The 14114-nt window shown below is 45.9% G+C and carries 13 protein-coding genes and 1 tRNA gene; 4 read left to right on the top strand and 10 right to left on the bottom strand.

Annotated features, from left to right (window positions below):
• Nucleotides 1–16 precede the first annotated feature (16 nt).
• The 4 genes from dapA to DC20_RS17535 form a co-directional block, all read right to left on the bottom strand.
• Nucleotides 17–895 carry a 4-hydroxy-tetrahydrodipicolinate synthase gene (gene dapA / locus DC20_RS17520; protein WP_062545015.1) on the bottom strand — a complete coding sequence of 293 codons (879 nt, stop codon included), beginning with the start codon at nucleotides 893–895 and terminating at the stop codon, nucleotides 17–19.
• Between the two features lie 295 nt (nucleotides 896–1190).
• A complete protein-coding gene (locus DC20_RS17525) occupies nucleotides 1191–1814 on the bottom strand; it encodes an RNA-binding domain-containing protein (RefSeq protein ID WP_062545016.1) in 624 nt (207 codons plus the stop codon).
• Between the two features lie 43 nt (nucleotides 1815–1857).
• A complete protein-coding gene (locus tag DC20_RS17530; RefSeq protein WP_062545017.1) occupies nucleotides 1858–2706 on the bottom strand; it encodes an SDR family oxidoreductase in 849 nt (282 codons plus the stop codon).
• Between the two features lie 148 nt (nucleotides 2707–2854).
• Nucleotides 2855–3238 carry a DUF3127 domain-containing protein gene (locus tag DC20_RS17535; RefSeq protein WP_062545018.1) on the bottom strand — a complete coding sequence of 128 codons (384 nt, stop codon included), beginning with the start codon at nucleotides 3236–3238 and terminating at the stop codon, nucleotides 2855–2857.
• Between the two features lie 174 nt (nucleotides 3239–3412).
• Here DC20_RS17535 and DC20_RS17540 point away from each other — a divergent pair, with 174 nt between their 5' ends.
• Nucleotides 3413–4354, top strand: coding sequence for an isoaspartyl peptidase/L-asparaginase family protein (locus DC20_RS17540; RefSeq protein ID WP_062545019.1), 942 nt, complete (start codon nucleotides 3413–3415; stop codon nucleotides 4352–4354).
• 83 nt (nucleotides 4355–4437) lie between these two features.
• On the opposite strand, the gene DC20_RS17545 is transcribed toward DC20_RS17540, so the two are convergent.
• Nucleotides 4438–5322, bottom strand: coding sequence for a cyanophycinase (locus DC20_RS17545; protein WP_062545020.1), 885 nt, complete (start codon nucleotides 5320–5322; stop codon nucleotides 4438–4440).
• 187 nt (nucleotides 5323–5509) lie between these two features.
• Here DC20_RS17545 and DC20_RS17550 point away from each other — a divergent pair, with 187 nt between their 5' ends.
• Entirely contained in the window at nucleotides 5510–6004 is a 495-nt protein-coding gene (locus DC20_RS17550) for a YciE/YciF ferroxidase family protein (protein ID WP_062545021.1), read from the top strand.
• Nucleotides 6005–6063: 59 nt separating this feature from the next.
• Here DC20_RS17550 and DC20_RS17555 read toward each other — a convergent pair whose 3' ends face one another.
• Nucleotides 6064–7872, bottom strand: a complete 1809-nt coding sequence (locus DC20_RS17555) for a M1 family metallopeptidase (protein ID WP_062545022.1) — start codon at nucleotides 7870–7872, stop codon at nucleotides 6064–6066.
• Between the two features lie 312 nt (nucleotides 7873–8184).
• Between DC20_RS17555 and DC20_RS17560 the strand changes: the two genes are divergently transcribed.
• Both DC20_RS17560 and DC20_RS17565 read left to right on the top strand, forming a co-directional pair.
• A complete protein-coding gene (locus DC20_RS17560; RefSeq protein ID WP_169788201.1) occupies nucleotides 8185–9825 on the top strand; it encodes a L,D-transpeptidase family protein in 1641 nt (546 codons plus the stop codon).
• A 484-nt stretch (nucleotides 9826–10309) separates the two neighbouring features.
• Nucleotides 10310–10750, top strand: a complete 441-nt coding sequence (locus tag DC20_RS17565) for a helix-turn-helix domain-containing protein (RefSeq protein ID WP_062545023.1) — start codon at nucleotides 10310–10312, stop codon at nucleotides 10748–10750.
• A 244-nt stretch (nucleotides 10751–10994) separates the two neighbouring features.
• On the opposite strand, the gene DC20_RS17570 is transcribed toward DC20_RS17565, so the two are convergent.
• The 4 genes from DC20_RS17570 to DC20_RS17585 form a co-directional block, all read right to left on the bottom strand.
• Nucleotides 10995–11068, bottom strand: a tRNA-Asp gene (locus tag DC20_RS17570).
• Nucleotides 11069–11187: 119 nt separating this feature from the next.
• Nucleotides 11188–11517: a hypothetical protein gene (locus DC20_RS17575; protein ID WP_062545024.1), complete on the bottom strand. Its 330-nt coding sequence runs from the start codon at nucleotides 11515–11517 to the stop codon at nucleotides 11188–11190.
• Between the two features lie 403 nt (nucleotides 11518–11920).
• Nucleotides 11921–12778: an EamA family transporter gene (locus DC20_RS17580; protein ID WP_062545025.1), complete on the bottom strand. Its 858-nt coding sequence runs from the start codon at nucleotides 12776–12778 to the stop codon at nucleotides 11921–11923.
• 486 nt (nucleotides 12779–13264) lie between these two features.
• On the bottom strand, nucleotides 13265–14104 hold the full coding sequence (locus DC20_RS17585; protein WP_062545026.1) for an alpha/beta fold hydrolase: 840 nt from the start codon (nucleotides 14102–14104) through the stop codon (nucleotides 13265–13267).
• Between the last annotated feature and the right edge of the window lie 10 nt (nucleotides 14105–14114).

A 14114-nucleotide genomic window follows, 5' to 3' on the forward strand; every position in this document is an offset into this window, starting at 1 on the left:
AGGGGCTTGAAAGCGCTTACTTTAATAGAGGAGCGGCGGCTTCCTGCACCTTTTGTACCAGACTGTCAGAGGCCGGAGCCAAGGGCAGGCGCACGTAAGGATCGCAGATGCCGGCTTGTTGCAGGGCTAGTTTCACACCAACCGGGTTTGCCTCTTCGTACATGAGTGGGTTGATTTTCCCGAAGGAGCGTTGCAAGGCACCTGCTGCAGCAAAGTTTCCTTCCAGCGCAAGGCGCGTCATGCGGCTGAAGCGGTTAGGAAACGCGTTGGCTAATACGGAGATGATGCCGTCTCCACCTACCGAAATTAACGGAACGGTGTGCATGTCATCGCCGCTGATCACCAGGAACCCTTCTGGTCTTTCTTCCAGGATGATCATGTATTGTTCCATGTTCGCGCTGGCATCTTTCGTCCCTATGATGTTGGGGTGCTGGGCGAGCCGCAGCGTAGTGGCGGCCGTCATGTTAATGCCGGTTCGGCCGGGAACGTTGTACAGAATCACTGGTACCGGAGAGGCATCAGCAATCGCGGTGTAATGCAGGAAAACCCCTTGTTGAGAGGGTTTGTTGTAGTAGGGGCAAACAGAAAGAATAGCGGCAACGCCGGTGAAATTAAGGGTTTTGATCTGCTCCAGCACATAATTTGTGTCATTGCTGCCTAAACCATAGACCAGGGGTTTGCGCCCTGCAATGCGTTCCTTCGCGAAAGCCAGCAACTGGGCTTTTTCTTCCGGGGAGGTAGTCACCGACTCACCAGTGGTGCCATTCACGACTAAATAGTCTACGCCATTGCCCAGATTGAAATCAATCAACCGGCCAAAAGCGTCTATGTCAACGGAAAGATCGGCTTTGAAAGGAGTTACCAAGGCCACACCTGTTCCTCTTAATGCTTGCATGTCTGTTAGTTTGATGAATTTTCGATCTGTCAAAGATACAGGATTGCTTCTTTAGTTTGTATTTCAGCCTAACGTTTGTTCTAGAATTAGATGTAAGCTTTTTGAGGGTAATTTTAGAAAAGTAGACTAAAACGTGAAAGGAAAGAAGCAGTGATTCTTTTTTTTTTGTTGCTATAAACAAAGTAGCATAAGAGTAGCCTCGAGTAAAAGTGAAATAAACCCTGTAGTGCCGGCAGAGGTAAAGGATATTGTAATTGCTCTAATTACTTATTTAGCTGGCTTTGTAGTATTATGTTTAGCTTAAAGTGTAGAAAGGCTCTTTTTCTTTGTCATGCATGCGTATCTGGCCTTGTAGCACCATAAACACCAGCAACCGTCTGGCTCGCTGTTTTGAGAGGTTGGCCATGTGCATGAAATCTTTGATGGTGAGCTTGCGGTACTTTCTTAGCAGTTCCAGGATACGTTCCTGCTGGTAATCCACTTTTTCTTCAATGGTCTCCGTGGCGGGTTCCAACGTGAGCGACTTCTCTACGAGTTTGCTCGTTTGTACGCTTTCGTCTTTCACCCTGATGTAGCTGCGCCAGTCATCTTCTTTTACCTTGGCCAGGTGAGGCTTCAATACACTTTCCGGGATGATCACTTTCAGTACGGTGCCTTCGTCCATGTCTACTTCTTCATAGATGACCTCCACCGGCGGGTCACAAAAGGTGTTGATGGCGATGTCAAGGGAGTACTTCTCTTCTTCGGGATCTGCGCCACAAACCGTGCCGTCGTCCTGAACACCTACCAGGATTTGGCCGCCCCGGGTGTTAGCAAAAGAAACCAGCGTACGGGCAATGCGGGCGGGGTGGGTAATGGTTTTTTTAAATTCAAGTGTCTCGCTTTCCCCCTGAAGAATCAACAAGTACATTTCTTGCATAAAAAAGACGTAATGGTTTAAGGGGTGAAATCAGGAAAACAGGTTAAAACCCGGTTTGTTCAGCGCTGATGTCCCACAAGCGACGGGCTATATGGGAATTGTTAGAATCGGCGGAAGATCTGGCTGGTTTTTGGTCTTTGAAGTACTTTCCGCTTATCATTTTAACGTACGGAGACGTGGCTAAGTACACCGTTGTCTGGGCTCCTTTGGCGGGAGTTTTCATAAAAAACCGGCTAAACCGGAAGAAGTTTCTGATAAAGAAATTGCTGTTTTCTCCAAAACTACTAGCCACCACCCCGGGGTGCAAACAGTTGACCGTGACATTGGTGAACTCGGTGCGGCGGGCAAGTTCATAGGTAAAATGGATGTTGGCCAGTTTGGAATCTGCGTAGGCAGTGATGGCGCTGTACTTCTGAGGCCTACCGGCATGGTCAAAATCTATCTGACCTAAGCGGTGGGCTTCAGATGTGACGTTTATGATGCGCCCCTGCTCCGAGGCAATTAATTGGTCCATCAGCAGGTTAGTCAACAGAAAAGGAGCCAGGTGGTTGGTGGCCCAGGCCAATTCCCAACCGTCTACCGTCGTCTGCTGAATGCCTGGAATCAAACCGGCATTATTGATGAGCACGTCAATGACAGGGAAATTTCTTTTCAGTTTATCAGCCAGCTGCCTTACTTGCTGCATGGAAGACAAATCAGCCAGATAGAGGTGAAGCTTGGCCTCAGGGTTTTTCTGCTGAATGTCAGCTATGGCTTGCTGACCCTTCTGCTCGTTTCGGCACACCATAATGATCTGCGCCTTTTCATTTGCGAGGGCTTCTGCGGTGGCTTTGCCTATACCGGAACTTGCGCCGGTGATCACTATAATCCGTTGGTCTGTGGGTGTTGTCATGTTGGCTACTGCTCCAGATTAACTGGCTAAAGGGGACTACGGAAAATTTAACATTTTCGCTGTCTTCCGGGGAGAGGGGTTTGAGAAGCACATAAAAAATGCGGCCCTTGGGAGGCCGCATTCTATGATAGCTTCAGAAGAAAATTCCTTAGAAAGGAAGATCGTTGTCCATGTCATCGCTGATGAAAGACGAGCTGGATTTAACCGGCTGCTGGGCATAGGGATTTCCTGACGCTTGAGGCTGGGCCGCGTTACCGGCGTGCTCTACTCTCCAAGCCTGCAGGTTGGTGAAGTACATGGTTGTGCCATTCTTAGTGAAGGGTTTTCCACTCAGGTTGAAGGCAACCTTTACTTCATCGCCTGTTTTGTAGTTGTCAAGAATACCGCACTTGTCTTGGGTAAGCTGAAACTTGGCATATTGCGTATAAGAGCCGTCTGGAATCTCCAAAACGAATTCGCGTTTACGGAATTTTTCGCTCACTTGGGTTTCGTCAAAGATTTCGTGCAATCTTCCCTGTACATCAAAAGACATAGGTGATAAATTTAATAGATTAGTAAAGAAAACTCTACAAATATACAAAGAATAGAGGGTTAAGATTCCACCAGCCAGACTTAAATTTATCAACGTGCTTTTCCATTCTGGCACAAGCTTAAGCTGAGTTGGAGGGCCTAAAATCTTGCCTTTACTCTATAGAAAAACCCCTATATGGATACCAAACGCCCATTTGCCCTTGCCCTGCACGGAGGAGCCGGAACCATCACCAGAGCCTCTTTAACTCCTCAGTTAGACCGTGAATACCGCCAGGCCCTGAAGCAAGCCTTAAGCATAGGTTATCAAATTTTAAGGGACGGGGGAGATGCCTTACGTGCCGTGGAAGCGACCGTGGTGGTACTGGAGGACTGCCCTTTGTTTAACGCCGGCCGGGGTTCTGTATTCAACAAACAGGGAAGGCATGAAATGGATGCAGCCATCATGTACGGTAAAACTTTGGGAGCCGGCGCCGTGACAGGAGTAAGGAATGTGCGGAACCCTATTTTGCTCGCCAGTGAGGTTCTGCACCATTCAGACCACGTGTTTCTGTGCCAACATGGGGCCGAGGAGTTTGCCCGAAATCAGGGAATTGCTTTTGAACCAGATGATTACTTCTTCACGCAGCAACGGCATGAGCAATGGCAGGCCCTTCGGGATTCAAACGTATACATGCTGGACCACTCTGAAACCAAAGACAAGAAGTTTGGGACAGTAGGAGCAGTAGCCGTTGACGGGCAGGGGAACCTGGCGGCAGCCACCTCCACGGGTGGAATGACAAACAAAAACTTTAACCGCATAGGAGACACTCCTATTATTGGGGCCGGTACCTATGCCAATAACCGTACGTGCGCTATTTCCTGTACCGGCCACGGCGAGTACTTCATGAGGCATGTGGTGGCGTATGACATTTCCTGCCTTATGGAGTACAAAGGATTATCCTTAACTGAAGCTGCTGACCTGGTGGTGCACAAAAAACTGAAAGAGAGCGGGGGCGAAGGTGGGCTAGTGGGGGTAAGTGCCACTGGCGAAGTAGCGATGCCTTTTAATTCAGAAGGTATGTACCGCGGAGCCTGGGTAGCCGGGCAAGAGCCAGAGGTGGCTATTTACCAGGAGTAGTCCCAAAATTAAGTTTAATAGTATGAGCCAATTAGTAGTTGAGTTATCACAGGCTATGTAAAAGGAAGTAGACACCGGTAGCCTTACTCTTCCTGGTAATGGGTTTTCTGACCTACAAAGAATTTCCGCTCTTTGATATCGTAGAAGTTTCCGAAAGCCAGAACGTGCAGCCTCAGGTTCTCAATGGAAAGAGGGGTTCCTGGGGCGGCGTAAGAAGTGTTGTTATGTTTGATGTGGTGCCCGTCTATTACAATGACCAGGTTGGAGCCAATGGTTTCTATTACATTCCCATGGCTGATCAGAACGCCCGTGTCTTCCCCTAACCCAATACCAATTTTATAAGGGTGAGTGGCCACCGCCTCCATCAGTCTTCCAAAACGGCCTCTTTTCACAAAATGGGAGTCAAAGATCACGTTCTCCTGAAACGCAAGACCCCGGTCCAGTTTCACCGAACCTTTCAGTAATGCGCGGGTGCTGCTTCCGCCCGTGATCATAATGTCAGACATGGCCATGGCGCCGGCGCTGGTGCCCGCAATGACAAAACCTTCTTCGTGGTGGTAGCGGTCCAGTAGTATTTGGTGAAAAGCCGTTCCGGAGAAAATGCGGAAGAGGCGTGATTGGTCACCACCCGTAAACATGACCCCAGAAGCCAGCCGGAGCCGTTCCAAGTTTTCGGGTTTTAAAGCATCGGCCTCTTCCCTGATGTCCAGAATGTTCACCTGCTTACATCCCAGCACCTGAAACGCGTGTAAATAAAGGGCACCTAATTCTTCAGGAATGAGGGAGGCCGTAGTGATGACTTCTATGCGGGCATTGCTGCCGCCCATGGAATCTATGATGCGCTTGAGAATGCCTAGCTCAAAAAAGTTTAGATGGAACTGCTTTTTAACTCTGGGAAAGGTGCCTTTGTCTTCGTTTCCGCCTACGGCGATGAGAATGCCTTTGGGAGCCTGCTCAAATTTGGTCATGAATACTGTTTAATTATTTCCGGTGGTGGTCTGGTGCGATCTTATACGGTGTAATTTACCCTTACGGCTTGTCAAAGCACATTTAGGTAAAATACTACACTTTCTTCTCTAAACCCCTAAACTAGCCTAACAGGGTGACGTATAGAAATTTAGCATTCGTGCTTTTTCTAACCATAAAAATACAGCTATGAAATTAACATCCTTGAATGACCTGTTCATCCACCAAATGAAGGACCTTTACAACGCGGAGCAGCAGTTGTTAAAAGCGATGCCAGAGATGATGGAAATGGTTAAAAGCCCTGAGCTAGCCACTGCCATGGAAACCCACATGATGGAAACCCAGCGCCAAATACAACGCTTGGAAGAGTGCTTCCAGATCTTAGGTATTAATGGCAATGGTGAAAAATGTATGGCCATGGAAGGCATTCTGAGAGAAGCCAAAGAATTCATGCAGCATGAAGCCGATGCCGAAGTAATGGATGCCGGTATTATTGCCTGCGCCCAACGCGTGGAGCACTATGAGATTGCCGGGTACGGTACTGCCTGCACCTATGCCAAATTCCTGGGTCATGACCAAGTGCTGAACCACTTGAAAGAAATCCTGAATGAGGAGAAAATGACCGATGAAAAGCTGACCATGATTGCGGAAACCACCGTGAACCGGAAAGCTGAAAACCATTAAACTCAACTTAACCAAAACAAAGAGAGCCCGCTGAATGAATTCAGCGGGCTCTCTTTGTTTTAAGGCCTTTCTTGTAAAAGAGGATCTAAAGAGGAGGTGGACACGGCGTGATAGTTGGGGCGGGCTTTCTGGTAGATGCTTTTGGCCAGAGTAGTACCTTCTTCTGATTCCAGTAAAGCTTTGTAAAGCGGCATCAGGAACTTCCGTCTTCCTACCCGCACTAGAAAAGCCTCCAAGGCCGGATAAGCTATTTTGTACTGGTGCCGAATGGCATCTTTAAACCATTCCGCCAGTATTTCTGAATTGCCAGAGTTTGTAAAACCAAAGGCTTGGTCTAATTCCTCTATTTGTTCTTTCTGTAGTTTCCTGGGGAGGTTACTCAAAAAGTAAAGCCATTCATGCGTGCTCCAGTTCTGGGTGTGGAGTTCTGTTGCCGAAGTGCCTTCCTGCCATTTTTGGAGCTCAAGGCTTACTTTCTCAAAGAGCAAAGCTTTGGGGGCCGGAGTTCCGGCCGGGATGCCCGGAGAATGAATCCAAGCGGCAGGGTTGATTTGTCTTTGAAGTTCCTCGTATCCGTTTAGCAGTTCTTTTTCCAAAAACTGCTCAAAAGCAGCGGTGGTCATGGAGGTGAACTTGAATGTACCGAAGTACTTGTTCACAAAACCATCAAACCTGGTACGACCCACAAGGCGCTCTATCTGCCGGAGGAATAGATTTCCCTTTTCATAAGCTATTTCCGTAAGTCCCTCGTCAGGGTCACGGTTTTCCAGGTTTAACTTCAAGCAAGTATCCTGTGGGGTGGCTTCAAGTTCTTCCAGGGTATGCAGTAGATCCTGGTAGCCCAGGGTGTGCAGCATTTCGGCATATTCAGGGCCGTACAAGGCTTCCATGATGCGCCGTTCAAAGTAGACGGTAAAGCCTTCGTTTAGCCAGAAGTCTTTCCAGGTGGCATTGGTTACCAGATTGCCTGACCAGGAGTGCGCCAGTTCATGGGCCACCAAACTGGTGAGGGAGCGGTCGCCAGAGATGATGGTAGGGGTGGCGAAAGTTAATTTAGGGTTTTCCATGCCTCCGAATGGAAAACTAGGCGGTAACACAAGCAAATCATACCTGCCCCAGAGGTAAGGACCGTACAGCTTTTCTGCGGCTTCCAACATTTTTTCGGTGTCCTCAAATTCATAAGCAGCGTCCTTCAGAGTTGCTGTTTCCGCATATACCCCGCAACGGGTACCTAAAGGAGCAAAGGTCAGATCTCCTACGGCCAAAGAAAGCAGGTAAGAGGGAATGGGCTGGTCCATTTTGAAGAAGTATGTACCGCTTTTGTTTTTCTCCTGCGGATTATCGGCACTCATGAGAGGCAGCAAATGCGGAGGAACGGACACTTCTGCCGTATACGTGAACCTAATGCTTGGGCTATCCTGGCAGGGAAGCCAGGTGCGGGCAAGAATAGCCTGTGATTGCGTAAACAAAAAAGGTTCTGTCTTGCCAGTTGTTTGTTCAGGTTCCAACCACTGTAAAGCCGCCGCCGCTGGGGTTGTCTCAAAGCTGATGTGAATTGTACCTGTGTTTTCCTGTAACGGTACGCGAAGTCCTTGCCCTAAAAAGGGAGCAACTTCTGTGAGGCTAAAGTCAACTTCTTCATTCTGCTCATCCAGAGTTACCCGTATAATCTTCAACCCATGTATGTCTAATACAATTTCAGTGGCTCCTTCGTGATGAATATGGTAGACCCCGGTCCCAGTAAGTTTCTTTTGGGAGAAGTCTACTTTCAACTGCCAGTCCACATGCCGTATATGGGCAACATCTGGTTTAGAGAAACTGTGTGGGTCTATAATGCTACCAGAAGAATTGTTGTTGCTATAATCCATTTTCTTTAGTTAAAGGTGAAGTCATAGAAAACATTTGTAGCTCCGTTTTTGTTGTCTCATGTTACCATAAACACCTAAATAAGCCTTTGAAAAATAGCTGTGGAAGCATCTTGCTCCAAAGGATGGCACGGTTTTTACATGATTCTTAATGAATTTATGTTTTATTATATAATCAGGTTTGATTATTGATTACGTCCAATTTTATCTCTTTGGGGTTAATTAACTTTTTGCAACCCTTACAAGTATAAGTACCACATCTCAATGTTAGGAACAACCTATATGAAGTCAAATAAACCATTTATTCCTTTCTTAATGCTTTTCTTGTTAACCTTCGTGCTGGTCTCGTCCTGCGCCAAGTCTGGTGACAAGCAGCAAAAGAAGGTAGCGCTGGCAGCTGCCAAAGAATTTCCGCAACAAACCGACAGTGTGTACGTGGTCACCTTCACTAAACAGGACCCGGATTTCAAAGAACACTTGGGCCTAATGAAGTTATTTTACCGGGAGCGGCAGTACCGTTTTGCCTGGTTTAAAGACGGGGAGTTAGTACCACAGGCTTTCAAATTCATGGAAGTCTTGAACAAAGCACATGAAGAAGGGTTAAACCCGCAGGATTATGACAGAAAGGATTTGAAGAAGATGATTCAAACACTGGAACAATCTACCAATGACTCTGTGCGCCACAAACTGCAGGAAGAACTAGACGTTACGCTAACGGCTTCTTATTTCAACTATGCCAGTGATTTTTACCGTGGCACGGTAAACCCCCGCAACTTGGATAACATTGAATGGGAGGTAAAGAAAAACAAGATAAAGCTGCACAAGGCGCTGCAAACCATTTTGAGGGAACGGGAAAGTCGTTACCCATACTATGAGTTTGAAGCCCTTCATCCAGATTATAAACGTCTGCGCGAAGCCTTGAAGCAGTACCGTTTAGCCAAACAGCAGGGAGGGTGGCCTAAAATTGAGCTCGCCACTAAGATGTTGAAACCCGGTGACTCAGCGCAAGCCGTCTTAACGCTTCGCCACCGCATCATGGGTAAACCAGCTCCTAATGTTCCCCAAAGCATGGTGTATGATCCAGCCTTGGCTGCAGGGGTAAAGAATTTCCAGATACGGCATGGCCTGAAACCAGACGGTGTTGTTGGGGGAGAGACCCTGCGCGTGATGAATGTGCCGATTGAACAACGGATTGACCAGATCATCATCAACATGGAACGGTGGCGGTGGGTACCTAAACGTTTTGAAGATAAATACGTGCTCATCAATATTCCTGAATACATGCTGCATGTATATGAGAAAGGGAAAGAAGTCTTGAATATGAAGGTTGTAGTGGGTAAGGAAATGCACGCCACTCCTGTGTTCAGTGACAAACTGGAGTACATTGTTTTCTATCCTTACTGGAACGTAACACCTCAGATTCTGGAAGAGGAGATTGCGCCAGCGCAGGCCAACAACCCTAATTACCTTGCTTCTAATGACATGGAATTGGTGAAAGACATAGGAAACAATAAAGTAGAGGTAGTGTCACCTTCTTCCGTAGACTGGTACTCAGTAGACAAAAACTTTAAATACAGAGTGCGTCAGCGCCCGGGTAGCAAAAACCCTCTTGGCTATGTGAAGTTCATCTTCCCCAATGAGCACAATGTGTACCTGCATGATACTCCGTCAGACCATTTGTTTAACCAGACTGAACGTGGGTTTAGCCACGGCTGTATCAGAATTGAAAAGCCATTTGAATTTGCGCAGTACCTCCTTAAGGACCAGAAACAATGGACTCCTTCTACAATCAATGCAGCTATGCACGGTGGGCAAGAAAAGTACGTGAATCTTACCGCTAAAGTGCCTGTGTACATTGTCTACTTCACTTCATGGGTGGATGATAAAGGTGCTGTCCATTTCAGGGATGACATCTACAATCATGACCGTGACTTAGAGATGGCCTACTTCAGGTAATCTCAAGAACAAAACCTAAATATTTAAAGGGGAAAGCCTCCTCTCTGCTACATGGCAGAGGGGAGGCTTTCCCCTTTTAGTGGACGCTGGTTCTTAGTATCCTTAATTATAAATATGCTTGATTATTACTATGCTTGAGGATAATATAACAGCCTTTGCATTTCTATTAGCCAAAACTCTACTTTAAGAATTTCTTCAACTATCATAAAGATAATTTTATACTATGATAATTTACTTTTGTAACGTAGTATATACTAATCTATAAAGCCAGTAAGTTAAATGCATAGAAATGGAACAAGTATTCCGAAATAGGAAATTAAACTAAACAAAAGTAAACACAAACAAAAGTTTATATTTATTACTTATAAACATATGTAAACAATAAAAAATATACAATTGTATTTTGTTTCATTATTTACTTTTGTAATAATTAGATTACTTTTGCATATTAACATTTGTATATAAACTCACGTCTACAATCCCCGTGACAGAACTTTTAGAAAGGATAACAAATCTAGTAAGTTGGACCAATTTAGGTCCTGCTGCTTTTGCCGATGAGATTGGTGTGCCTAGGCCTGTGATTAGCCATGTTCTTTCCGGAAGGAATAAGGCAAGCCTGGAGGTTGTGCAGAAAATACTTAGCCGATACAAAGAAGTGTCACCTATTTGGCTCGTCTCTGGTGAAGGAGAAATGCTAACTGACCTAGGTGATTACTCAGTACCACCTGTAAGAAGGAATCTTCCAACCGCTAAGGAAGAAGTAAAAAATAGTCAGCCAAATTCAGCGGCGCAGACAGAGTTGAGCCAAAAAGAAGATGCAACCACACTATTGGAAACGAACAACAAGTTTGCAGAAAAAAAGACCTTGGTTAAGGTAGTGCTGCTATACTCTGATGGTAGCTTCTCAAGCTATGATCCATCATGATAGGGTACCGCAAACTCCACCATCTTACTAGATAAAAACTAATTGCTTTGTTCTTTAATTATTGAGTGGGAGCAATAGATTATGATGTGTGCCCCATTTGATTAAGGAAGGGCAGAAGCAGGGGTAAACAAATTAAACTTTTTAAGTATCCTTAAACTTTGTGCCTTTTTGATACAGAATTAACTTTTAATTTACCGCCTGAAAATAAAAAAGCTCCATACTTTTCGTAAGGAGCTTTTAACTGCGGTCCGGACGGGACTCGAACCCGCGACCTCCGCCGTGACAGGGCGGCATTCTAACCAACTGAACTACCGGACCATCATCTTCTGGAGATCTATTGTCCCCGTTTGATGCTGCAAATATGTAGGATTAAATATTATGATGCAACATTAACTATGAAATTTCTTGAAAATAGTAGGAGCAGGTACCACAGAAGGTTATACTAAATCTAACTCCTCTGATTCTTCTACAATGGAGATTTCCTTTAAGAAATAGGAGATAACAGATTTAGTAAACTTCAATCCTTCTTCTATATCATCATTTTCAATCTGCTTTTTTGCGAACTCCAGCTTCATTATGCAATAATTGATTACATGGCTGGGTTGCTCATCGGTGTACCCGTTCCTGAAAAGGTACCTGAAAATATAAAGGGCTTGGTGGAGGTATTCCAACAGATAGGAAGAAACCTGATCCTGGTTTTGGTGCAGCATCTCCAGTCCCGTTAAAATTTGCTGCAATTCTTGAAGGCTTTTTTCCTTTGTTTCCATTTGCGTCTGCTTTTCGTGGCTTTCCTTATAAAATCTTCACAAAACTGCCTATGGGCAACTGTCCACAGATGGAAACGAAAGCGGGGGGTGCTAACTTTGTTATTTATACTATAAAGATATCAGATTTTTCCACATTATGCATATAAGTTATCACCTCTTAATAAGTAATCAGGCAATAGTTTAAGTTGTACCTGAATGATTTGGATTTTAAAACAGACGAAAATGGGATATTTTACTAGAATAAGCCTTTTGCTACTTTCTATTATATATATTGTGTACTAGCTTGTCGATTAGGTAACTGCTTTCATTTGTGTTGTAGTTTCTTGAAAATAGATTCCTTTCTCTTTCTATAGCAATGCCTACATAATTACGTAAGCAGGCATTGCTATAGGCTGACTCTAGGTTAACCTGCTTTCTTTGAAAAATATGTAGCTCCAACACTTGCCGCGATAACGCAGGAGATGGACATCCATTGGCTGAGTGTCAGGTACTCCCCCAGGAAAAGCAGACCGGAAAGTGCGCCGAACGCCGGGTGCAGGCTCATCAGGATGCCGAAGGTCTTCGAAGGGAGCTGCCTAAGCGCGCCCATCTCAAGCGTGAACGGGAGGGCGCTTGTCAGCAGGGCTACAGCGACCCCAACCAGCAGCAGATGCCCGTCCATGGCCGCCAATCCACCGCCCATTACTCCGAAAGGCACCACAAAAGCGGTAGCGAATAGCATCCCCACTGTTACCGCGTCTCCACTCCCCATGATCTTAGAAACCTTCCCGCCTAGTAGTATATACCCAGCCCAAAGCCCTCCAGCCAATAAAGCAAGTGCCACGCCTACTGCATCAACTCCGCCCTGCCAGGGTGCAATTAAAGCAATGCCCAACCCAGCCAGCAAAACCCAAAGAAGGTCCAGCGGTTTCCTTGAGCCTAGCAATGCCAAGGCCAATGGGCCAGTGAACTCTATAGTAACTCCCAAGCCTATCGGTATGCGTTTTATGGCGGAGTAGAACACCAAATTCATGGCTCCAAGGCAGGTGCCGTAAGTCAGACAGAACAGCCACTGCCTCCGGTTTAGGCGAAACAGGTTAGTTCTGAAAACCGCCAGAAGGATGAGAGCAGAGAAACCGATGCGCAGGGAGGCAGTACCGCTTGCGCCAAGGACAGGGAAAAGCAACTTAGCAACAGAAGCCCCGCCCTGCACGCAGATCATAGATAGCAATACGGCCGGAATCGCCGGTACCGCATATTTAAATTTTAAGAGATTAATCATTAGAAGATTGTTTTGAATGCTTATGATTGAGGCATGGGTGAATACCCAATAGGTTAGAGTGCATGCAAAACAACGCGCGCAGGAATACGCTAGCTCATAAATGAGATGAGAATTTAAGCGATCCGAGGAACCGCTATAATATAAAGCTTCCGGTTATTTTGCAAGTAAAACAACGGGCGGCGGGGGCGTGTTGCAAAGATGAAGTGCCATAAAGATGAATGATTTCTTGCTAAACTAAGTCTTATCCTAATTTCTTCCAAGCTGTCTTGTCTTGTAACTACAAACTACATCACCTGAGCTGTACTGTACTTACCTTTTGGCATCGAAAAATTTTAAGCTTAGACAGGAAAAGCCGATGGGGAAAAGTAGTTGACTGATTTAAAACAATAAAATAGCATCCAAGAATAACCCTCTGCTTTATATTTTATTAGTATTCACTACCACCTTATAGGATAGATGTAGTAATAGGCTACTTTTTATAGAAAATCATGCAGAGGTGATGAAGGTGATGAGATCTCTGTTCAGCTTCTCCTTATGTGTATAGAACAAACCGTGAGGCGCATCTTCAAACACCAGGTACTGGCTTCCGGAAATTATTGCGGCGGTTCGGTCGCTGCTGGATTTGATAGGAACAGTCTCGTCGGCATCTCCATGAATGATCAAGGTAGGGACATTGATTGCCTGCACGTCAGCCCTGAAGTCAGTCTGGGCAAAGGAGATGGCCCACTGTTGCGTAGCCCTTGGAGATGCTACGGATGCCAGCATGCGGTAATAGTCTAACAAAGGCGCGCTGACCGGATGGTTCATAAAACCTACCCCAAAAAATTTCTTTCCGAAATCGTCTAGAAAACCGATCCTGTCCTCCTTCAAATTTGCCATTATATCCTCAAAAACGTTTTGATCAACCCCATCCGGATTATTGGGAGTTTTAGCTAAAAAAGGGGGGACGGCACTGATCATCACCAGCTGGGAGACACGCTCGCTACCATACCGGCTCAGGTACCTAACAGCCTCGCCTCCACCCATGGAGAAACCCACCAGCACTGTGTCCCGCAGGTCCAGTTGCTCCATAATATCTTTTAAATCCTCAGTAAGGGAATCGTAGTCATACCCCTGCCATGGTCTAGCGGAGTGCCCGAAACCCCGCCGGTCATATGTGATGACCCGCAACCCGGCACTGACAAGGTCATCTACCTGATACTCCCACATTTCTTTACTTAGGGGCCACCCGTGGATCAGCACAACTGGTCTTCCCGCTCCGTAGTCTGTAAAGGAGAGTTGAATATCTTCGCCTGTTATAGAATCCTGTTTAACAATTGATTTCATAATAATAGAT

Origin of the sequence: Rufibacter tibetensis, from assembly GCF_001310085.1 — a bacterium.
In the GTDB taxonomy this organism is placed as follows: Bacteria; Bacteroidota; Bacteroidia; order Cytophagales; family Hymenobacteraceae; genus Nibribacter; species Nibribacter tibetensis.